The following is an 18,985-nucleotide window of genomic DNA, read 5'->3' on the forward strand; positions in this document are numbered from 1 at the left end:
CATATAACCGTCTTTTTATGACACCATCAATCACGGCGGTCTGCCACATGCAAAAGGTCGGTTTTGTTGTTACCCCCGGGTATTCCACCATGGGATTCGCCGTCATTACGGCATTTGAAGTGGCTAACCTGATGGCGAGCGAGCCGGTGTATGAGCTGCATTTGCTGTCTGAGCAGGGCGGCGGGGTGCCTACGTCGGCAGGGTTTGAGGTGATGACTGAGCCAATGGCGGATACGCAGTACGATCTCCTGCTGTTCGGCGCCACGATGGAACAGGCTTCCCCCGCGACGATTGATTTTGTTCGCCAGGCGGCGGTCTATGCGCGCCGCGTGGCCGCAGCCTGCCTCGGAACCTTTTTATTGGCCGAAGCCGGGTTGCTTGAGGGGCGGCGAGCCACCACGCACTGGATGTATGCGCGAGATCTGCAGCAGCGTTTTCCGGGCATCAGCGTGGAAGAAGATAAGATTTTTATTTGCGACGGGCCTTACTGGACCTCTGCGGGGATGACGGCGGCCATCGATCTTGCGCTGGCGCTGATTGAAGACGATCTGGGGGCTGATATCGCCCGCACCATCGCCAGGAAGCTGGTGCTCTATCATCGGCGCGCCGGTGGGCAGTCTCAGTTTTCCTCCCTTCTTGAACTGGAGCCTAAATCTGATCGTATTCAAAAAGTGATGACTTACGCCCGCGCACACCTGGAAAACGCCTTGAGCGTGGAAGAGCTGGCGGCGGTGGCGAATTTATCTCCCCGCCAGTTTAGCCGCAGCTTTCAGGCTGAAACCGGCCAGTCGCCCGCTCGCGCGATCGAACATTTGCGCCTGGAGTCCGCCCGTATGCTGCTTGAAACCAGCGCCCGCTCCATCGACGAAGTGGCTCGGCAAACCGGGTTTGGCGAGCGGGACAGAATGCGCCGGGCGTTTCTTCGTGCCTACGGCCAGCCACCGCAGGTGATACGCCGCCAGGCGCGAGGAGATGAAGAACTGCAAGCCTAAAATTGGCAGTGGCGACAGGTTTTTATCTCTGTACACTCAGTCGGATAATGGCCTGACTGAGAGGGAAAAACATGGCGAATTTAGTCTATTACGTTGCGGCGACGCTGGATGGTTACATTGCCGATCGGCAGCATCAGTTGGACTGGCTAATGAACTTCCCGCTGGGGGATGACGCCACACCATACGATGAGTTCTATCAGACCGTAGGGGCGGTGATCATGGGGGCGGAAACCTACAGCTGGATCCTGGAAAACTCGCCAGAGGCCTGGCCCTATGCCGATGTCCCGGCATTTATCGTCACGCACCGTTCGCTATCGGTGCCGGAAGGGCAAAATATCACGCTGGTACAGGGCGAAGCCGTCGACATTACCGCGCAAGCCCGCGAAGCCGCCAAAGGCAAAGATGTCTGGCTGGTAGGCGGAGGTAAAACTGCCGCCTGGTTCGCCGAAGCCGGAGAGCTGCAGCGCCTGTTTGTCACCCAGATCCCGGTCGTTATCGGGGCGGGGATCCCGCTGCTGCCGGTGAGCCAGGCGTTGAGTTTTTCTACAGTGAATCAGCGCGTGCTAAAGAGCGGGGCTATCGAGTTTATTGCTGATGTGAAAATAGTATCGGAAGCCATTTAGTCGACGGGCTTTTTTTTCGATAGAGCCGGGCATTAGGTAGGCGGGACAGAATACGCCGTCGGAGATGATAGGCCTTTAGGTGCGGGAAACGGGGTCAGCGTCGTATCGTCAGCTACCGTTCACCGGGCAATACTGAAACGCCTGCCGGATCTTCACCAGTCTTCATGGTCGCGTAACTGGAAGCGGTTTTATGAGGGACTGGTGAATGTCTCTTGTGTAGAAGAGGAAAAGGCCGAGACCGCTTTTAGGGTTGTGGCGCGATCAGAATTCTGAATTTGCTTTCTGATGCTGCGAATAATGGAACCCTGCCGCATTACGGAGGTTTTTTGCTGATTAAGTTGCAGTCAAAAACGCTACATTTCATTATAATAACACGTTACTATATAGTGTGATTTTATAAAGGGATATAGCTGTCATGGACAAAGAAGAAATTCGAACTGTTTTATTCTCGCGTGGCTTTACCAAAAAGGAAAGTGCATTTATAGCGCATTGGGTAGACAAGGAGGGCGTATCTTATATTGTTATATTGAGGCAGTTAAGAAGAGCATTTTTGGGGGGCGTTTTCTTGAGGCTTTTAATTTTAGCCTTCTGTGTTGTTAGTTACATCAATGATGGTGTCGATTCGTTCTATGGGATTATTTTTGTTGGTGTCTTTTCATTTTTTGTTCTTGAGGTTTTCGCCCCTTTTAAGCTAGGGGCGAAGATTTTTTTAAATTATAATAAAATTATAAATCAGTTAGATTTATAGCTATCCGCAATTGATTTGAGTGCAACTCCATCACCGCCTCCTTCAATAAGTAATGCGGTTGTGCTCATATTTTTATAGTTTCTTACGAAATCAGACGGTAAATGCCTGAATAATCGCCATGCATCAGCTTTCATGATTTGTCTTGCCAGGCCGTATCCAGACAAGGCCAGATCCATACCGCTGTATGCCAAGAGTCCTGCCTTGTCACTGAATCCCATAAACTCAGCGACTCTTACATAGCCTTTTTTTACTGCACCAGTCGTGTCAGATCGCCCTGTCGAGATATTCGTTACCCCCTCATAAAGTCCATTAACCCCATGTAAAATCAGTAGCGAACCAGCAGTAAGCCCTATCATATTTCCATGAGTTATAGATGCGATAGTGATGCCAGCCCCTGCAATTACCTGAAATCCGCTCAGAACGACCCCAACCCCATTAATCACATAGCCCCACGCATCCAGTTTATTCACCAGTTCTGCGGAAACAACGATTTTAGTGCTACCCATTTTTAGTTCGGTATTTTGCTGCTCGATAAGTCTTTTTTCTTCCCTGATATTAAATAAGCACTCTTTACATTCACGTTCATTCTTTGCAGTTGTTATCTGTTTTATTTGTGCGTCAATAAATTTATCAATTTCATTATTGAAGTTAAGTCGGGGAACTAAGGTTTTAAGATGTAGTGATGAAATCTGTCTGGCGTAGCGCTGGAGGCTATTTGCTTCTCGCTGTGCAAGCATAAGGTAATAGTTGTTAAATCGTTTTTTATCCAGATAGTTATCCATAACGCAAATCCTGTAACATCGTTTGTTTGGAGTTGAAAAAGGTTGCAACGGTATAACACAATGAAAAGGGGAACGGTGCAGTCAAAATGGTTGACTTTGCATAATATTGGCGTGTAGGGTTCAAATTATGGAATGTCTCGCCCGCAGGTAATTAACCTTCGAAACCCTGCTGTAAGCACACCCGTTTTAGTTGATCGCACTTTTTGAGATTTCCGGGTTTTCAGTTATCAGCCGGTATTCTTCCGGCGTCAGGTTATTCAGGGATTAATGAGGGCGCTCGCTGTTATATTCAGCCAGCCAGCGTTCTGTAATTTCCCGTCCTTCATTCAGCGTTCTGAACAGATAAAAATCCAGTATTTCTGTCCTGTACGTGCGGTTGAACCGTTCGATAAAGGCATTCTGCGTGGGCTTTCCAGTTGTAATCCGAGGCTTCAGAGATCCCGGCCTCGCGGCAGATATCCTTAACGGTGCGCCCGGCTTCGATGGACTTCAGAACGGCGATGATCTGGTGTTCGGTGAATCGGGCTTTGCGCATGGCGATCTCCTCCGGGGACATAATCGGTATCCCGGAAGATCTCTAAATGTGAATGGTCCGGTTTGCCGGGATGCTTCCATATGTCTTTTAGTGTGAGTCCTTAATTCATTGAAATTTAGATAATATTTAAAATTGTCAATAACCTAAAAATTACGTTACTATACCCCCCTACAGTATCAAAGGGGCGGTTATGCCACACTCTCCGGAAGACAAAAAACGTATTTTGACCCGCGTCAGGCGCATTCGCGGCCAGGCCGAGGCGCTTGAGCGCGCGCTGGAAAACGGCGATCCGTGCCTCGCCATTTTGCAGCAGATCGCGGCCGTTCGCGGGGCAGCCAACGGCCTGATGGGCGAAATGATGGAAATTCACCTTAAAGACGAGCTGGTCACCGGCGACACCTCCGAAGAGCAGCGCGCGCTGCGGATGGCGGAGGTCGGGAATTTGCTGCGCTCTTATCTAAAATAAAAACACCCCCACCAAAAGGAACAAAACAATGAAATCACGTGCTGCGGTGGCCTTTGGGCCGGGTAAACCTTTGGAAATTGTGGAAATCGACGTTGCGCCACCGCAAAAAGGTGAGGTGCTGGTGAAAATCACCCACACCGGCGTTTGCCATACCGATGCTTTCACGCTGTCCGGCGACGATCCGGAAGGCGTATTCCCGGCGGTGCTGGGCCACGAAGGCGGCGGCATCGTGGTGGAAGTGGGCGAGGGCGTGACCAGCCTGAAGCCGGGCGACCACGTTATTCCGCTCTATACCGCAGAATGCCGCGAGTGTAAGTTCTGTAAATCCGGCAAAACTAACCTCTGCCAGGCCGTTCGCGCCACGCAGGGCAAAGGCCTGATGCCGGATGGCACCACCCGCTTCTCCTACAACGGCGAGCCAATTTATCACTACATGGGTACCAGCACTTTCAGCGAATACACCGTAGTGGCGGAGATCTCTCTGGCTAAGGTCAACCCTCAGGCGCCGCTGGATAAAGTGTGTCTGCTTGGCTGTGGCGTGACCACCGGCATCGGCGCGGTGCACAACACGGCAAAAGTGAAAGAGGGCGATACCGTGGCGGTATTTGGTCTCGGTGGGATCGGCCTGGCGGTGATTCAGGGCGCGGTGCAGGCTAAGGCCGGGCGAATCATTGCCGTTGATACCAATCCGGAAAAATTCACCCTCGCGCGTGAAATGGGCGCCACCGACTGCATTAACCCGAAAGATCACGAGAAGCCGATTCAGGATGTGATCGTTGAGCTGACCGACGGCGGCGTGGATTACAGCTTCGAATGTATCGGCAACGTGAACGTGATGCGTTCCGCGCTGGAATGCTGCCACAAAGGCTGGGGCGAGAGCGTGATTATCGGCGTGGCCGGGGCGGGGCAGGAAATTAAAACCCGCCCATTCCAGCTGGTGACTGGCCGCGTCTGGCGTGGCTCAGCGTTCGGGGGCGTTAAAGGCCGCACTCAACTGCCGGGCATGGTAGAAGATGCAATGGCGGGCAAAATCAATTTGGATCCGTTCATTACTCACCGCATGCCGCTGAACAAGATCAACGAAGCGTTTGACCTGATGCATGAAGGAAAATCGATTCGCACCGTGATCCACTTCGGCGAAGAGTAAGCAGTAAAAAGGGAAGGCGAAATGCCTTCCCATATAGCGTTAAACCAGGGGGAGGCCAAAAGCCTCCCTTTCGTTTTACTGCTGTAGGTCGAAACGGTCGAGATTCATTACCTTTGTCCATGCGGCGATAAAGTCTTTGACGAACTTCTCTTTGGCATCCTGGCTGGCATACACTTCCGCCAGGGAGCGCAGCACGGCGTTAGAGCCAAAGACCAGATCGGCGCGGGTGCCGGTGTATTTTACTTCTCTGCTAAGGCGATCGCGGCCCTCAAACACTTCGGAGCCTGCGTCAGCGGCTTTCCACTCGGTACGCATATCCAGCAGATTGACGAAGAAATCATTCGTCAGCTCACCCGGACGAGAAGTCAGCACGCCGTGCTGGCTTTCATCGTAGTTAACGCCCAGCGCGCGCAAACCGCCGATTAAGACCGTCAGCTCAGGAGCCGTCAGCGTCAGCTGCTGCGCCTTGTCGATCAGCAGCGCTTCGGTTGAGGTGGCATTCGCAATGCGGCGATAGTTTCGGAAGCCGTCAGCGGCCGGTTTCAGCAGCTCGAAGGACTCGATGTCGGTCTGCTCCTGAGTGGCGTCCACGCGCCCCGGCGTGAACGGTACTTTGCTGTGGCTGGCCTTCTCAATGCCTACCACGCCGGCCAGCACGATGATGTCCGCCAGCGACGCTTTGCCGGATGCCTTCTGAATTGCTTCAAGCACAGGCAGAGCACGGGCCGCCACGGCGTTCACTTCCCAGCCGCGCTGCGGAGCAAGTGCCAGCCGCGCCCCGTTGGCACCGCCGCGTTTGTCCCCTCCGCGGAAGGTTGAGGCAGATGCCCATGCCACCGAAACCAGCTCGCTGACGGACAGGCCGGAATCCGCAATCGCTTTTTTCAGCGCGTCGATATCGGCGCTGGACGGCGCGTGGGTAGCTTTCGGCAACGGATCCTGCCAAATCAGATCTTCTTTTGGCACTTCCGGGCCGATGTAGCGCGCTTTTGGCCCCATATCGCGGTGCGTCAGTTTATACCAGGCGCGGGCGAAGGCTTCGTTGAAGGCCTGCGGATCGTTCAGGAAGCGGCGAGAAATTTTCTCGAACTCTGGATCGAAGCGCAGCGTCAGGTCAGTTACAAGCATCGTTGGTTTGCGTTTTTTGGACGGATCAAACGGATCGGGAATGATATCCGGGCCGTTGGTCGCCTCAAACTGAATGGCGCCTGCCGGGCTGCGGGTTTGTACCCAGTCGTAGCCGAACAGGTTTTCGAAGAAGTAGTTGCTCCACTGGGTTGGCGTTTGCGTCCAGACCACTTCGAGGCCGGAGGTTATGGCATCCGCGCCGACGCCGCTATTGTAGCTGTTTGCCCAGCCAAGCCCCTGCGCCTCAAGCGGAGCATCTTCCGGGTCTGCGCCAACGTGGGTGGCGGCTGCAGAGCCGTGGGTTTTACCGAGCGTATGGCCCCCGGCAATCAGGGCGACAATCTCTTCGTCGTCCATCCCCATGTTGCCAAAGGTGGCGCGAATAGCAGGCGCTGCGGAAAGCGGGTCGCCGCTGTGCTCAGGGCCTTCCGGGTTGACGTAAATCAGACCCATTTCGGTCGCACCGAGCGGAGCCTGTGCCAGAGATTCCGGGTGGCGGTGCTCAAGCCACTCTTTCTCTGCCCCCCAGTTAACGTCGAGATCGGGTTCCCAGACATCTTCGCGCCCGGCACCAAAGCCGAAGGTGCGGAAGCCCGCATTTTCCAGCGCCACGTTACCGGCGAGAATAATCAGGTCTGCCCAGGAAATTTGCTGACCATATTTTTGTTTAATGGGCCAAAGCAGGCGACGGGATTTATCGAGGCTGACGTTATCCGGCCAGGAGTTAAGAGGCGCAAAACGCTGTTGACCGCGTCCGGAGCCACCGCGACCGTCGCGGGAGCGATAGGTTCCTGCACTGTGCCACGCCATACGGATAAAGAGACCGATATAGCTGCCCCAGTCGGCAGGCCACCAGGATTGAGAATCCGTTAACAGCGCTTTGATGTCGCCTTTCAGGGCGTAATAATCGAGTTTGCTAAATTCTTTGCGGTAGCTGAAGTTTTCATCCAGCGGGTTGGAACGATTGGAGTGTTGATTCAACAGGTCGACGCGTAACTGGTGCGGCCACCAGTCCTGGTTGCTGGTTCCCTCGCCGGCAATGTCCGTGCTCTGGCCGTGGTTAAATGGGCACTTTCCTGCGCTCGCTGAGGAAGCATTGTGTAAGTCAGTAGAATTGCTCATTTTGCTCTCCGTTATATGTATGCCCGATAACGATAATCTGTACGATCAATAATTAATATCTGGATGGGCCTACGAATTTGATAGCCGTTGCCTTTTAAACGCAAAATTTTACAGCCCTATTATTTTAGTTCTGATTGAGTGGTTTGCAGAAAAAACCCGTCTGATTGTCTGGAAAATAGACGAAGCGGCAAGAAGGCTGGCGGGAGAAACAGGGAAGGACAGATGAACGCTCACGCAGGGCGGCATTCATCTGTGAAAAGCGGTTACTGAGCCGTCGGCTTAAGCAGGGTTTTTTCCGGGGTTTTCTGCGCCAGGAATTGCTGCTGGAAGATGCACATCCGAATGGCATCGCGGTACTGGCCGTTAATGAAGAACTCGTGGATCAGCTCGCCTTCCACGATAAAGCCCAGTTTTTTATAAATATGTACCGCTTTTTCATTCTCTTTATCGACAATCAGGTAGAGCTTATAGAGATTGAGCACGGTAAAACCGTACTCCATGGCCAGTTTGGCCGCGCGCGAGGCGAGCCCTTTGCCCTGGAACTCCGGCGTGATAATTATCTGAAACTCCGCCCGGCGGTGGATGTGGTCGATTTCGACCAGCTCAACCAGCCCGGCATTAACGCCGTTGCAGTCGATGACAAAGCGGCGCTCGCTCTGATCGTGAATATGTTTGTCATACAGGTCAGACAGCTCCACGAAGGCTTCGTAAGGCTCTTCAAACCAGTAGCGCATGACGCTGGCGTTATTGTCCAGTTGGTGGACGAAGCGGAGATCTTCGCGCTCAAGCGGGCGAAGACGAATAGGCAGTTCGTTACTCATAGCAGATCCTTGCGCTGATGATGGTGAGGCTTCTTAAGCAGAAGCCTCGTTTGAGAGGGGGACTATTATGGATTGATCGCGCGGCCGGTGCGGCGATCCAGGCAGCGCAGGGTGTTCGGCTCCCAGTAGGCGTTCACGTTGGCGCTCTGCTGGCATTTGTCGAAGGTATCCTGGGCGGCATCTTGTTTGGCCCAGTCTTTGTCTCCGCGCGCCGACTCACGGTCGAACACTTTTTCGTTATGGCGGTTGATCTTCTGGCGCAGGGTACGGGTGTCATTCCACTGCTCTTTTTCTTCCGCTGCGCGCTGGCGGGTCAGGGAGTTCTCCTGACCACCGACGCCGTTCGTTCCGCCCGGAACAACGATCACGTTAGTATCGGCCTGGGTTGGCATAGAAACCATGAATGCAGCTCCCAGCAAGGCTAACGGCATCCATGACAAAGACTTACGAAGGATTGAGTTCATTGCGATTTCCTTTTTAGTTTAATAAAACTAATCATATCATTGAGGCTGATTCGCGCCTAATGTCAGAGTTAGTGGGCATCATTATTACTGAAGAAAAGACAATATGATCAAAACAACGTTGCTATTTTTTGCCACCGCTTTGGCGGAGATTATTGGTTGTTTTCTGCCCTGGCTATGGCTTAAACGCAACGGCTCTCCGTTGTTATTGCTGCCAGCGGCGCTGTCGCTGGCGATTTTTGTCTGGCTTTTGACGCTGCATCCGGCGGCCAGCGGGCGCGTCTATGCGGCCTACGGCGGGGTTTATGTGGTGACGGCGTTGCTCTGGCTGCGCGTGGTCGACGGCGTGAAGCTCAGCGTTTACGACTGGACCGGAGCGGCCATTGCTTTCTGTGGGATGCTGATCATCGTTGCTGGCTGGGGCCGGGCCTGATCGCTCCGCGTTTTAGCGTGCCGTAAGATGAAAAAACGGGGCTGCAAAGGCCCCGTTTCAGCATGACTTCCGCCAGAATTACCCTTCGCGATGGACGCTCAGACCGGCAAACGTCTGGCTGACCGGCATCATTTCCAGGGTGTTGATATTGACGTGTTTCGGTAACGTCGCCACCCACCAGACGGCCTCGGTAACGTCTTCCGGCGTCAGCGCGTTGGCGTTTTCGTAGGTTTTGCCGGCTTTGTCATCGTCGCCCTTAAAGCGCACGTTGGAAAACTCGGTGCCGCCCACCATGCCTGGTTCGATATCCGTCACGCGAACGGCCGTTTTATGCAGGTCGGTGCGCAGGTTCAGGCTGAACTGGCGCACGAAGGCTTTGGTCGCCCCGTAGACGTTGCCCCCGGCGTAAGGCCAGCTGCCCGCGGTGGAACCGATGTTAATAATGTGGCCGCGATTGCGCTCGACCATGCCCGGCAGCACGGCGCGGGTCATATAAACCAGGCCTTTGTTGTTGGTGTCGATCATGTTTTCCCAGTCATCGACGTTGGCTTTATGCGCAGGCTCCATGCCCAGCGCCAGCCCGGCGTTGTTGACCAGGATATCAATCTGTTGCCAGTCGGCCGGCAGGGAAGCCAGCGCTTCTTCTATTGCCGCGCGATTGCGCACATCCAGCTGCAGCGTAAACAGGTTGTCACCCAGCTCTTCTTTAAGCTCGAGCAGGCGTTCCTGACGGCGGCCGGTGGCAATAACCTTATGGCCATTCTTAACGAAACGGCGGGTAATGCTTTCACCAAAGCCCGCGGTAGCACCCGTAACCAGTACAATCATCTCTCTGTTCCTCAACGCTTTTGTCCGGCACTACCTTAGCACGCTAACGGGCCACGGTAATCTTAGTTTTTCTTTTAAGAAACGAAGCTAAATGCGCTATAACTAACCCACATTTCAGGTCACCGGGAGTAGAGGATGTTGCAGAGCAACCCGTTTTTCCAGCCGAGTTTATTGCCTTATCAGGCCCCGCATTTCGACGAGATAACTAACGACCATTACCGACCGGCTTTCGATGAAGGTAAGCGCATCAAGCGTGCAGAAGTCGCCGCCATTGCCGGTGATCCGGCTGAGCCTACGTTTGAAAATACTTACCTGGCGCTGGAGAAAACCGGTGCGATGTTGGGCCGCGTGACTACCGTGTTCTACGCCATGACGTCGGCGCACACCAGCGATTTCCTGCAGCAGCTTGATGAAGAGTTCTCCACCGAACTGGCTGAGCTTGCCGATGAAATTCGCCTGAACGACACCTTATTCGCCCGGCTGAATCGCGTTTATCAGCAGCGCCACGACCTCAATCTGGATGCGGAATCCCTGCGGCTGGTGGAGGTGACCTGGCAGTCGTTCAAGCTGGCGGGCGCCACGTTAAGCCAGCAGGATAAAACGCAGCTGAAAGCGCTGAACAAAGAGAGCGCCCAGCTCACCAGCCAGTTCAATAATCGTCTTCATGCGGCGGATAAAGCCGGTGGTCTGGTGGTTGACCACGCTGAGGCGCTTAACGGCCTGACCAGCGCGGAAATTGCGGCTGCTGCGCAGGCTGCGGCTGACAAAGGCCTGCCGGGGAAATGGCTGCTTCCGCTGCTGAATTTTACCCAGCAGCCGGCTTTACAAAGCCTGAGCGACCGCGCCACGCGAGAAGCGCTCTTTGAGGCTGGCTGGACGCGTGCCCAGCGCAACGATGCGAACGATACTCGCGCCATCGTCGCTCGCCTGGCTACGCTGCGGGCTGCACAAGCTCAGCTTTTGGGCTTTGAAAACTACGCGGCCTGGAAAATGGCCGACCAGATGGCGAAAACCCCCGATGCGGCGCTGCGCTTTATGCGGAACATCGTCCCTGCGGCCACCGGGCGGGCGCGCCGCGAACTGAAAGACATTCAGGACGTTATTGATGCCCAGAACGGGGGATTCCAGGCCACGGCATGGGACTGGCAGTTTTACGCCGAGCAGGTGCGTAGTGCGAAGTACGATCTCGATGAAGGGCAGATTAAACCGTATTTTGAACTCAACGGTGTGCTGACTAACGGCGTATTCTGGGCCGCCAGCCAGCTCTTCGGGCTGCGTTTCGTGGAACGTTTTGATATCCCGACTTACCACCCGGATGTGCGCACCTGGGAGATTTTTGATAACGATGGGCGCGGCATGGCGCTGTTCTACGGTGATTTCTTCGCCAGAGACAGCAAAGGCGGCGGGGCGTGGATGGGGAACTTTGTCGAGCAATCCACGCTGTTTGACGCCATGCCGGTGATCTACAACGTATGCAACTACACCAAACCGGCCAGCGGCGAGGCTGCCCTGATTTCATGGGACGATGTCATAACGCTGTTTCACGAGTTCGGCCATACGCTGCACGGCCTGTTTGCTACCCAGCGCTATGCGAGCCTTTCGGGGACCAACACGCCGCGAGATTTTGTGGAGTTCCCTTCGCAAATTAACGAGCACTGGGCGAGCCATCCCGAGGTCTTTGCCAATTATGCCCGGCATCACCAGACCGGCGAGCCAATGCCAGAGTCGCTCCGCAGCAAACTGTTCCGCGCCGCGCAGTTTAACAAAGGCTATGACATGACCGAGCTGCTGGCGGCGGCGCTGCTGGACATGAACTGGCACAGCCTGGCGCCAGACACGGCTATTGACGATGTGGCGCGCTTCGAAGCTGAAGCGCTGGAAAAAGAGCACATCAAGCTGGCCGAGGTGCCGCCTCGCTACCGCAGTAGCTATTTTGCCCATATTTTTGGCGGCGGCTACGCGGCGGGTTACTACGCCTATATCTGGACGCAAATGTTAGCGGACGACGGCTATCAGTGGTTTGTGGAGCAGGGCGGGCTCAGCGCCGCAAACGGTCAGCGCTTCCGGGAAGCGATTCTCTCAAGAGGCAACAGCAGCGATCTGGAAGCGTTGTACCGCGACTGGCGAGGGCACGATCCGCACAGCGAACCGATGCTGAAAAACCGCGGGCTGGCGGAGCAATAATGGCAAAGAAAGCGCTCTCACTAGTGTAGCCGCAGTGAAATCGCACTTAACGCAAACTGCAAAGCCCTGATTTGCGTTAAGTGCCTTAAAAATCAAACAGAATATATCCGTGCAATGTCCAGGGTTGCTGGCTATAAATTTCAAACCTGCTCGGGAAAATGCAGGGTACTTCTGGGTTACTTTGAACGATTACGGGGCCTGATCGATGTCGGCAGGCTCCCGGATTTTCCCTCTTAATCGCGGCGTCCGCTGGCGGTAAATAACGCGACTGTTCCTTCAATTTTTACGTCGACCTGTTCGAATCTCGCGGTCAAAACATCCCTGAGCAGCCCTGCTGAATCCTGCCGATTAGAAAAGATCCCTTTCTTGTTATAAACGTTCATTAGCTTGCGGCCAAAAGCATTGTGCGCCACGCCTTCACCCAGAATCGTCGCGCCAAAGAGCGTGCCTTCTGTTTTAAGCGTACGGGCGATGTTATCTATCGCCAGCGCTTTGTCGTTTAGCGAGCCGGGCAGGCAATGCAGTAAATAGAAAAGTGAGATGGAGTCAAAACGATCGTGCCAGCTCTGCGGCAGGGGCTTAAAAACGTCATGCTGCAGATGGTCTTTGATTCTGTGGCCCGCTTTCGCCGAGGCCGCCTGCAGGCTGCTGGTGTTCAAATCCATCAGGGAAAGTTCAACGGTGGCAGGCAGGTGAGGCAGGTAATAGCCCGTTCCCACGCCGATATCCAGATGATTTTCGCCGGTGTGGGCCTTGAAATGCGGGAGCAAAACGGTGTCTGTCGGGCAACGCCAGGCGTACTGATTTGAGATCTTTAACACCCACCAGTCGTAAAGTTTTAGAGTGATAGGGTTGTAAGCCCTGACGCCAGCGTGAGTATTATTTTGCATAGTTCCCTCTGGTAATAATTTAAAGAGGAAATTAAAACAGCTGCCCTTACTACGGGCAACCGTTAATTAATGCAAAAATGTGTCAACCATTCAGTGGGTTAAGCCTGAGATGACTCGTCGTCCTTGCCGTAGAACAGCTTGCCGATTTTAATCATCGGCCGGTTATTGGCTTTCCGGTGCAGGTTGGTGTCGCGCAGGGAATAGACGCAGCCGCAGTATTCCTGCTGGTAGAACTGTTCGCGCTTGCTGATTTCAATCATGCGAGCGGAGCCACCCTGTTTGCGCCAGTTGTAATCCCAATAGCGCATGCCTTCATAAGGCGCGGCGGCGCGGTGCCCGCAGTCGTTAATCTGCTGCATGTTTTTCCAGCGGGAAATCCCCAGCGAACTGCTGATGACATTAAATCCGTGCTCATGGGCGTAAAGTGCGGTACGCTCGAAACGCATATCAAAGCACATGGTGCATCTCACTCCACGCTCCGGCTCCCACTCCATCCCTTTCGCACGCTCAAACCAATTATCGGTATCGTAATCCGCATCCACAAACGGCACGCCGTGCTGTTCCGCAAAGCGAATGTTTTCATCCTTGCGCAGTAAATACTCTTTCTGCGGGTGAATATTTGGGTTGTAGAAGAACACGGTGTATTCGATACCGGACGCGTGTATGGCCTCCATGACTTCACCCGAGCAGGGGGCGCAGCAGGAGTGCAGCAGCAGTTTCTTCTCGTTGTTAGGCAGGTTCAAAACCGGCCGGATAAATTCTTGCATGCGGGTGATCCTAAGTCTTATTCACTTTTTTGCCAGAGGGTAGCAGGAACGAGGGTGTGGAATCACCATAAATCAGTAAAGAAAATAATGTTTGGGAGGTTTATGAACAATATTCAGGTGAAACGTGTGGTGCTTACCGGCGGGCCAGGTTCCGGGAAAAGTACCCTCATTAATGAGCTCAAACGCCGGGGTTTTGATTGTCAGCCGGAGGCCGGGAGGAGCATTATTCAGCACCAGCAGCAAATTGGCGGGCACGCCTTACCCTGGCAGGATCCTGCGGCATTTGCTGAGCAGATGCTTGGGTGGGAAATGCGCTCCTGGTATGGCGCAGACGAAAAACAGACTTATTGTTTTTACGATCGCGGCGTGCCGGACATCCTGGGTTATCTCACCCTGATGCAGTTGCCCATTCCCGATCATCTGTTGGAAGCCGTTAGACGGTTTCCCTACCATTCTGATATTTTCCTGGCACCGCCCTGGAAGGCTATTTATGCCGGGGATGCAGAAAGAAAGCAGAGCTGGGAAGAGGCGGTGCAGACGGCTGCAATCATGGCTGACACTTACGGCAAACTGGGGTATCGGATAATCGTGTTGCCGGAGGGGAGCGTGGAGTGGAGAACAGATTACATCCTCCAGGCGCTGGAGGAAGGCTAGCGAAGAGCGCGGTTGCCCTTCGCTAATCGATCTTAAAGCTGTTCCAGTGCGTTCAGTACGGCTTCCGGCATGGAAGGGCGGCCATTGGCCAGGCAGGTGGCGACAAACGTCGCTTCGGCATAAACCACGCCATCAACTTTGATCTGCTGCGCGAAGTTCACGCGGTTGCGTTTTTCGTTGCGCTCAAGCTGGCAGGTGACCTCAACGTTGTCGCCTTTCTGCAGGCTCTTACGAAAGCGCAGGGAGTATTCCAGTACCATATAGAGTTTGCCCTGGCGGAACTCTTCCTCGATATCAATACCGAGCGCCTCGCGCATGTAGGCGTGGCGCGTCCACTCCATGTAAAAAGGATAGTACAGGCCGTCGACTACGCCCTGAAAATCAATATGGCTTTCATCCACTTCATAATGCTTAGAAAACATGTTTCAGTCCTGATGTTGTTATAAAAGTTAAGCGCCAGAAATCCTGCTCTGGCTGTTTTTTGAACAGCGCGTTGGTGGTACAATACTGTTGATTTCACAACCCAACAGAGGATTACCATGGACACCGAGATAACCCCAACCACCTTAGCGTTTGAATTTCTTCGTCGTGAACAAGAGCAGTTAACCCCCGCGCAATTCCTGATCCGCCTGCAGCAGCTCAAGCTGGAGTTTGCCGATCTGCTGGGTTTAACCCACCTCGAACTGCGTGAAGAGATTTTCCATGCGCACCGGTTGGGGATTCACTGATCCCACTCTGTCTGAGCCACCGCTTGCGGTGGCTTTCTGTTTTTTAGCGTGAGAAGAAAATCAGCTTCAGCCCCAAAATCCCCATCACGCCGCCCGCTAAGCGGTCAATCACAGTTTTAAAACGCAGGTAGGCATTGCGCGGTTTCTCGGAAGAGAGCACCAGCGTGACAATCGAATACCATCCCGCATCAATCACAAAGCACAGCACCGGCAGCACGACGTAGTAGAATGCCGGGATCTCGCGCGGCAGCAGCGCGGTAAAAATACTGGCAAACACGACGGCGGTTTTCGGGTTGCTCAACTGGGTGAACAGCCCGTCACGGAAGGTGGCTATCATGCTTTTATCGCTTTTTCCCACGGCGCCCACGTGCAGCGGCTCGCGAGAGTGTTTGATTATCTTATAAGCCAGCCACAGCAGATAAAGCCCGCCGGCTATCTTGATCCCGGTATAGGCCACCGGCACCGCCAGCAGAAAAGCCTGTAAACCCAGCAGCGCCATCAGCGAAAATGCCGCCGCCCCGACGCCGGTTCCCAGCGCGGTCACCAGCCCATGCGCGCGTGAACGCGCTACGGCATTTTGAGCGACATAAACAAAGCTTGGGCCGGGGCTCATGGCGCCCAGCGCGATGGTGGCGGTAATAGCAAAAAGGGGAGTGATAACGCTCATTTACGGGATCCTGTTGGTGGAATAACGTTTTTTAACCTGAAAGCCGTGCGGGTGACAACCGCAAGTGTGTGCCGAGTTATTACCGCCGCTCGCGTAGCCGGTCGATCAACCAGCGGCCAGCTGGGCCGGGCGGCGTTTTGTTCGACCAGGCGACATCCACCTCAAGATTTTGCGGCCAGCCTTCCACCTTCAGCGGCTTAAGCACGCCGTGCCCAAACTGGTTAACCAGCCAGCTCGGCAATATTCCCCAGCCAAAACCCTGTTCCGCCATCTCAAGCAGCAGCAGTAAAGATGGGGACGACCAGATAGGGCCGCGTGCGGCGACCTTACCGGGGCGCACAAAGGTTTTAAGCACCAGTTGCCGCACGGTATGTAGCTCATCCATCCGCACCTCTGTCTGCTTCGCCAGCGGGTGATCGCGATGAATAAAAATGGTCATTTCTGCGCCGACCTGAAGGCGGGCGACGGTGATATCCGGCGGGTAACTCTCCTGAACCCGCAGGACGCCGACGTGGGCGCGGCCAATCTGCAGACTATCAATCACGTCTTCATCCTCAGCAATAATGCATTCAAATTCGATGTCCGGGTAACGCTCGGAAAACTGCTGCAGGATGGATTCGTGGTGGGCGGTTTGCCACATGTCGGAAAGCACAAACGTCAGGCGCGGCTCGACGTTGTCCGCCAGCCTGACGGAAACTTCATCCAGCCGCTCGCTGGCGGCAAAAATAGCCTGTACATAGGGCAAAACGCGCTGCCCGTGCGGGGTAAGCGTGGGCTGCCTGGCGTGGCGATCGAACAGCGTCACGCCGAGGTCAACTTCCAGGTTGGCAATAGCGCTGCTGATGGTGGACTGGCTCTTTTTCAGCTTGCGTGCGGCGGCGGAAAAAGAACCCGTTTCAACGGCCTGTAAAAAGGCTTCCAGTGATTCCGGGGAGTAACGCATAAACTATCGCTTTTATCGATGGCTGTTAGCTATATTATATCAATAATTGCGATGATAATGGCGACCTTGTGAAAAAGGAGTCATCAAAATGAAATCGCAAAACAACAGAAGCCTGTCTGAGCGCATTGTGCATGCCGTCGGCTTCGAGGCTATCGCCATCGGTATCTGTGCGCCAACCGCCGCCTGGCTAATGAACAAACCGCTTTTCCAGATGGGTGCGCTGGCTATCATGCTGTCCACCGTCGCGATGGTCTGGAACATTATTTACAACGCCGGGTTTGATAAATTTTACCCGCCGTCACTCAAGCGTGGTATGGGCTTGCGCGTTGCGCACGCGCTGGGCTTCGAAGGGGGCTTTATCCTGATTGGCCTGCCGCTTGCCGCCTGGATGCTGAATGTCACGCTGCTGCAGGCGCTGATGGTAGAGATTGGTTTCTTCCTGTTCTTCCTGCCGTACACCGTGGCTTATAACTGGTGCTACGACTGGCTGCGCGCCAAACGCTTTCAGAACGTGGCCAGCAGAGAGATGAAAAAGCAGTCCTGATTTGCAGGATTGTGCAAGCATCAAACAGGATTGCGCTACAGGAAAACGGCCGCGTTCGACGACACTTTAAGTCGTCAGACACAACCCCCTGGAGCGCAATAAATGAAAACCATCGACACCCTCTATATTAACGGTCAGCACGTCACGCCCCACGGCACTGAGGTGCTGACCTTAATTCATCCCGTCAGCGAACAACCTGTCGCTCAGGTTCGCCTGGCAGACGAAGAAGACACCCGCCTCGCCATTGCTGCGGCAAAAGCCGCATTTCCGCAAATGCGCCTTTCCAGCCGCGAACAAAGAATGATTTGGCTGCAGCTGCTGCACGACGCCGTGAAAGCGCGTGAAGACGAGCTGGTGGAAACTATGGTGGATGAATACGGCTGCCCGATAGCTTTTGCCCAAAGCACCGTGGCTCGCTCGTACAACAGCTTCCTCCAGGCAATCGATCTGCTGAAAGACTACTCTTTTGAATCTCAGGCGGGGATGGCGAAAGTGGTCATGGAGCCGCTGGGCGTGGTGGGGCTCATTACCCCCTGGAACGCTAACTACGGCTTTATCGCTGGCAAACTGTCGATGGTGATTGCCTCCGGCAGCACAGCGGTTATCAAGCCCAGCGAGCTCAGCGCCCGTCAAACGGCGATCATCACGGAATGCCTGCATGCCGCCGGGCTGCCCGACGGCGTGATTAATATCGTCACCGGCCTGGGCAATGTGGTTGGTGCGGAAATCACGCGCCACCCGGACGTGGCTAAAATCTCGTTCACTGGCTCAACGGCGGTGGGCAAAACGATTGCTCGCGACGGGGCGGCAACCATGAAGCGCGTCACGCTCGAGCTGGGCGGCAAATCTGCCAACGTGCTGCTGGACGATGCCGACCTCGACACCGCCATTCCTTTGGCGTTGCAGGTGATGAGCTGGAACAGCGGCCAGGCCTGTATCGCAGGGACTCGCCTGCTGGTGCCGGAAAGCAGACTGGCCGAGATCAAAGCGCAAATTCTCAAACATCTGGCTATTCTGGTACCAGGCAACCCGCGGGATCCGAAAACGAATATCGGGGCCGCCGTGACCGCCCGCCAGTACCAGCGCGTGCAGGAGTATATTCGCAGCGGGATTGCCGAAGGGGCGGAGCTGCTTTGCGGCGGAGAAGGGCGTCCCGAAGGGCTGACAAGTGGTTACTTTGTGAAACCGACGGTGTTTGTGAACGTGCGTAACGACATGACCATCGCCCAGCAGGAAATTTTTGGCCCGGTACTGTCGGTGATTACCTACCGCGATGACGCCGAAGCAGTGCAGATCGCCAACGATACGGTTTATGGCCTGCAGGCCTACGTGAGCGGGAAAGATACTGTGCGCACGGCGGCCGTTGCCCGGCAGCTTATCGCGGGGCGCGTGTTCGTCAACGGGGTTTATGACGAGCCGCTCGCGCCGTTCGGCGGTTTTAAACAGTCCGGGCTTGGCCGTGAATTTGGCACTTACGGGCTGGAAGCGTATCTTGAACCCAAAGCCATCATGGGGCAGTAAT

The 18,985-nt window shown here is 54.6% G+C and carries 21 protein-coding genes and 3 pseudogenes; 12 read left to right on the plus strand and 12 right to left on the minus strand.

The features are described from left to right. Positions 1-47: 47 nt before the first annotated feature. From WFN87_RS02600 to WFN87_RS02615, 4 genes and pseudogenes are all read left to right on the plus strand, one after another. Positions 48-992 (plus strand): GlxA family transcriptional regulator, encoded by a 945-nt coding sequence (locus WFN87_RS02600; RefSeq protein ID WP_336981031.1) that lies wholly within the window; start codon positions 48-50, stop codon positions 990-992. 71 nt (positions 993-1,063) lie between these two features. Further along, positions 1,064-1,615: a dihydrofolate reductase family protein gene (locus WFN87_RS02605; RefSeq protein WP_336981033.1), complete on the plus strand. Its 552-nt coding sequence runs from the start codon at positions 1,064-1,066 to the stop codon at positions 1,613-1,615. 81 nt (positions 1,616-1,696) lie between these two features. Continuing rightward, positions 1,697-1,888, plus strand: a pseudogene (locus tag WFN87_RS02610) (antitermination protein Q); the annotation flags it as partial. 142 nt (positions 1,889-2,030) lie between these two features. Next, the gene (locus tag WFN87_RS02615) at positions 2,031-2,363 is read left to right on the plus strand and encodes a hypothetical protein (RefSeq protein ID WP_336981035.1); all 333 of its coding nucleotides are present in this window, start codon (positions 2,031-2,033) and stop codon (positions 2,361-2,363) included. On the opposite strand, the gene WFN87_RS02620 is transcribed toward WFN87_RS02615, so the two are convergent. The 3 genes and pseudogenes from WFN87_RS02620 to WFN87_RS02630 all read right to left on the minus strand — a co-directional run. Continuing rightward, positions 2,348-3,145 carry a DUF4225 domain-containing protein gene (locus WFN87_RS02620; protein ID WP_336981037.1) on the minus strand — a complete coding sequence of 266 codons (798 nt, stop codon included), beginning with the start codon at positions 3,143-3,145 and terminating at the stop codon, positions 2,348-2,350. The two genes, WFN87_RS02615 and WFN87_RS02620, sit on opposite strands and share 16 nt — an antisense overlap. Before the next feature lie 186 nt (positions 3,146-3,331). Next, positions 3,332-3,568, minus strand: a pseudogene (locus WFN87_RS02625) (integrase core domain-containing protein); the annotation flags it as partial. Then, positions 3,552-3,680: pseudogene (locus WFN87_RS02630) on the minus strand (transposase); the annotation flags it as partial. The pseudogenes WFN87_RS02625 and WFN87_RS02630, both read right to left, overlap by 17 nt. A 190-nt stretch (positions 3,681-3,870) precedes the next feature. Between WFN87_RS02630 and WFN87_RS02635 the strand changes: the two are divergent. After that, entirely contained in the window at positions 3,871-4,146 is a 276-nt protein-coding gene (locus tag WFN87_RS02635) for a metal/formaldehyde-sensitive transcriptional repressor (RefSeq protein WP_008459160.1), read from the plus strand. Between the two features lie 28 nt (positions 4,147-4,174). Continuing rightward, positions 4,175-5,293: an S-(hydroxymethyl)glutathione dehydrogenase/class III alcohol dehydrogenase gene (locus tag WFN87_RS02640; protein WP_008459158.1), complete on the plus strand. Its 1,119-nt coding sequence runs from the start codon at positions 4,175-4,177 to the stop codon at positions 5,291-5,293. A 75-nt stretch (positions 5,294-5,368) separates the two neighbouring features. Here the strand turns inward: WFN87_RS02640 and katG are convergent, their stop codons facing one another. The 3 genes from katG to WFN87_RS02655 all read right to left on the minus strand — a co-directional run bounded on the left by katG (position 5,369) and on the right by WFN87_RS02655 (position 8,828). Next, the gene (gene katG / locus WFN87_RS02645) at positions 5,369-7,543 is read right to left on the minus strand and encodes a catalase/peroxidase HPI (RefSeq protein WP_166874122.1); all 2,175 of its coding nucleotides are present in this window, start codon (positions 7,541-7,543) and stop codon (positions 5,369-5,371) included. 263 nt (positions 7,544-7,806) lie between these two features. Then, the gene (gene speG, locus WFN87_RS02650) at positions 7,807-8,364 is read right to left on the minus strand and encodes a spermidine N1-acetyltransferase (RefSeq protein WP_008459155.1); all 558 of its coding nucleotides are present in this window, start codon (positions 8,362-8,364) and stop codon (positions 7,807-7,809) included. 65 nt (positions 8,365-8,429) lie between these two features. Next, positions 8,430-8,828 (minus strand): DUF1283 domain-containing protein, encoded by a 399-nt coding sequence (locus WFN87_RS02655; protein WP_008459153.1) that lies wholly within the window; start codon positions 8,826-8,828, stop codon positions 8,430-8,432. 103 nt (positions 8,829-8,931) lie between these two features. On the opposite strand from WFN87_RS02655, the gene WFN87_RS02660 reads away from it, so the two are divergent. After that, on the plus strand, positions 8,932-9,258 hold the full coding sequence (locus WFN87_RS02660) for a YnfA family protein (protein ID WP_008459149.1): 327 nt from the start codon (positions 8,932-8,934) through the stop codon (positions 9,256-9,258). Positions 9,259-9,336: 78 nt separating this feature from the next. Here the strand turns inward: WFN87_RS02660 and ydfG are convergent, their stop codons facing one another. Then, entirely contained in the window at positions 9,337-10,086 is a 750-nt protein-coding gene (ydfG, locus tag WFN87_RS02665) for a bifunctional NADP-dependent 3-hydroxy acid dehydrogenase/3-hydroxypropionate dehydrogenase YdfG (protein WP_008459146.1), read from the minus strand. 135 nt (positions 10,087-10,221) lie between these two features. On the opposite strand from ydfG, the gene dcp reads away from it, so the two are divergent. Next, a complete protein-coding gene (gene dcp / locus WFN87_RS02670) occupies positions 10,222-12,270 on the plus strand; it encodes a peptidyl-dipeptidase Dcp (protein ID WP_336981041.1) in 2,049 nt (682 codons plus the stop codon). A gap of 233 nt (positions 12,271-12,503) precedes the next feature. On the opposite strand, the gene WFN87_RS02675 is transcribed toward dcp, so the two are convergent. Then, complete coding sequence (locus WFN87_RS02675) at positions 12,504-13,160, minus strand: methyltransferase (protein ID WP_336981043.1); 657 nt, start codon at positions 13,158-13,160, stop codon at positions 12,504-12,506. 98 nt (positions 13,161-13,258) lie between these two features. Next, positions 13,259-13,927, minus strand: coding sequence for an epoxyqueuosine reductase QueH (locus tag WFN87_RS02680; RefSeq protein ID WP_336981045.1), 669 nt, complete (start codon positions 13,925-13,927; stop codon positions 13,259-13,261). 102 nt (positions 13,928-14,029) lie between these two features. On the opposite strand from WFN87_RS02680, the gene WFN87_RS02685 reads away from it, so the two are divergent. After that, positions 14,030-14,581 (plus strand): AAA family ATPase, encoded by a 552-nt coding sequence (locus tag WFN87_RS02685; RefSeq protein ID WP_336981047.1) that lies wholly within the window; start codon positions 14,030-14,032, stop codon positions 14,579-14,581. A gap of 32 nt (positions 14,582-14,613) precedes the next feature. Here the strand turns inward: WFN87_RS02685 and WFN87_RS02690 are convergent, their stop codons facing one another. Then, complete coding sequence (locus tag WFN87_RS02690; protein ID WP_008459134.1) at positions 14,614-15,003, minus strand: acyl-CoA thioesterase; 390 nt, start codon at positions 15,001-15,003, stop codon at positions 14,614-14,616. 117 nt (positions 15,004-15,120) lie between these two features. Here WFN87_RS02690 and WFN87_RS02695 point away from each other — a divergent pair, with 117 nt between their 5' ends. Continuing rightward, the gene (locus WFN87_RS02695; RefSeq protein ID WP_008459131.1) at positions 15,121-15,309 is read left to right on the plus strand and encodes a YdiH family protein; all 189 of its coding nucleotides are present in this window, start codon (positions 15,121-15,123) and stop codon (positions 15,307-15,309) included. Between the two features lie 43 nt (positions 15,310-15,352). Here the strand turns inward: WFN87_RS02695 and WFN87_RS02700 are convergent, their stop codons facing one another. Both WFN87_RS02700 and WFN87_RS02705 read right to left on the minus strand, forming a co-directional pair. Further along, positions 15,353-15,976 carry a LysE family translocator gene (locus WFN87_RS02700; RefSeq protein WP_008459129.1) on the minus strand — a complete coding sequence of 208 codons (624 nt, stop codon included), beginning with the start codon at positions 15,974-15,976 and terminating at the stop codon, positions 15,353-15,355. Between the two features lie 79 nt (positions 15,977-16,055). Further along, on the minus strand, positions 16,056-16,919 hold the full coding sequence (locus WFN87_RS02705) for a LysR family transcriptional regulator (RefSeq protein ID WP_336981050.1): 864 nt from the start codon (positions 16,917-16,919) through the stop codon (positions 16,056-16,058). An 88-nt stretch (positions 16,920-17,007) separates the two neighbouring features. Between WFN87_RS02705 and WFN87_RS02710 the strand changes: the two genes are divergently transcribed. Together WFN87_RS02710 and WFN87_RS02715 are read left to right on the plus strand one after the other, a co-directional pair. Next, positions 17,008-17,463 (plus strand): multidrug/biocide efflux PACE transporter, encoded by a 456-nt coding sequence (locus WFN87_RS02710; RefSeq protein WP_166864233.1) that lies wholly within the window; start codon positions 17,008-17,010, stop codon positions 17,461-17,463. Between the two features lie 102 nt (positions 17,464-17,565). Then, complete coding sequence (locus tag WFN87_RS02715) at positions 17,566-18,984, plus strand: aldehyde dehydrogenase family protein (RefSeq protein WP_336981052.1); 1,419 nt, start codon at positions 17,566-17,568, stop codon at positions 18,982-18,984. Position 18,985 lies beyond the last annotated feature (1 nt).

It is taken from the genome of Cedecea sp. AS113 (assembly GCF_037152415.1).
Classification (GTDB): Bacteria; Pseudomonadota; Gammaproteobacteria; order Enterobacterales; family Enterobacteriaceae; genus Cedecea.

Coding starts and splice junctions, on each gene's coding strand:
- WFN87_RS02600 (WP_336981031.1), top strand. CDS start 48: ATGCAAAAGGTCGGTTTTGTTGTTACCCCCGGGTATTCCACCATGGGA.
- WFN87_RS02605 (WP_336981033.1), top strand. CDS start 1,064: ATGGCGAATTTAGTCTATTACGTTGCGGCGACGCTGGATGGTTACATT.
- WFN87_RS02615 (WP_336981035.1), top strand. CDS start 2,031: ATGGACAAAGAAGAAATTCGAACTGTTTTATTCTCGCGTGGCTTTACC.
- WFN87_RS02620 (WP_336981037.1), bottom strand. CDS start 3,145: ATGGATAACTATCTGGATAAAAAACGATTTAACAACTATTACCTTATG.
- WFN87_RS02635 (WP_008459160.1), top strand. CDS start 3,871: ATGCCACACTCTCCGGAAGACAAAAAACGTATTTTGACCCGCGTCAGG.
- WFN87_RS02640 (WP_008459158.1), top strand. CDS start 4,175: ATGAAATCACGTGCTGCGGTGGCCTTTGGGCCGGGTAAACCTTTGGAA.
- katG (WP_166874122.1), bottom strand. CDS start 7,543: ATGAGCAATTCTACTGACTTACACAATGCTTCCTCAGCGAGCGCAGGA.
- speG (WP_008459155.1), bottom strand. CDS start 8,364: ATGAGTAACGAACTGCCTATTCGTCTTCGCCCGCTTGAGCGCGAAGAT.
- WFN87_RS02655 (WP_008459153.1), bottom strand. CDS start 8,828: ATGAACTCAATCCTTCGTAAGTCTTTGTCATGGATGCCGTTAGCCTTG.
- WFN87_RS02660 (WP_008459149.1), top strand. CDS start 8,932: ATGATCAAAACAACGTTGCTATTTTTTGCCACCGCTTTGGCGGAGATT.
- ydfG (WP_008459146.1), bottom strand. CDS start 10,086: ATGATTGTACTGGTTACGGGTGCTACCGCGGGCTTTGGTGAAAGCATT.
- dcp (WP_336981041.1), top strand. CDS start 10,222: ATGTTGCAGAGCAACCCGTTTTTCCAGCCGAGTTTATTGCCTTATCAG.
- WFN87_RS02675 (WP_336981043.1), bottom strand. CDS start 13,160: ATGCAAAATAATACTCACGCTGGCGTCAGGGCTTACAACCCTATCACT.
- WFN87_RS02680 (WP_336981045.1), bottom strand. CDS start 13,927: ATGCAAGAATTTATCCGGCCGGTTTTGAACCTGCCTAACAACGAGAAG.
- WFN87_RS02685 (WP_336981047.1), top strand. CDS start 14,030: ATGAACAATATTCAGGTGAAACGTGTGGTGCTTACCGGCGGGCCAGGT.
- WFN87_RS02690 (WP_008459134.1), bottom strand. CDS start 15,003: ATGTTTTCTAAGCATTATGAAGTGGATGAAAGCCATATTGATTTTCAG.
- WFN87_RS02695 (WP_008459131.1), top strand. CDS start 15,121: ATGGACACCGAGATAACCCCAACCACCTTAGCGTTTGAATTTCTTCGT.
- WFN87_RS02700 (WP_008459129.1), bottom strand. CDS start 15,976: ATGAGCGTTATCACTCCCCTTTTTGCTATTACCGCCACCATCGCGCTG.
- WFN87_RS02705 (WP_336981050.1), bottom strand. CDS start 16,919: ATGCGTTACTCCCCGGAATCACTGGAAGCCTTTTTACAGGCCGTTGAA.
- WFN87_RS02710 (WP_166864233.1), top strand. CDS start 17,008: ATGAAATCGCAAAACAACAGAAGCCTGTCTGAGCGCATTGTGCATGCC.
- WFN87_RS02715 (WP_336981052.1), top strand. CDS start 17,566: ATGAAAACCATCGACACCCTCTATATTAACGGTCAGCACGTCACGCCC.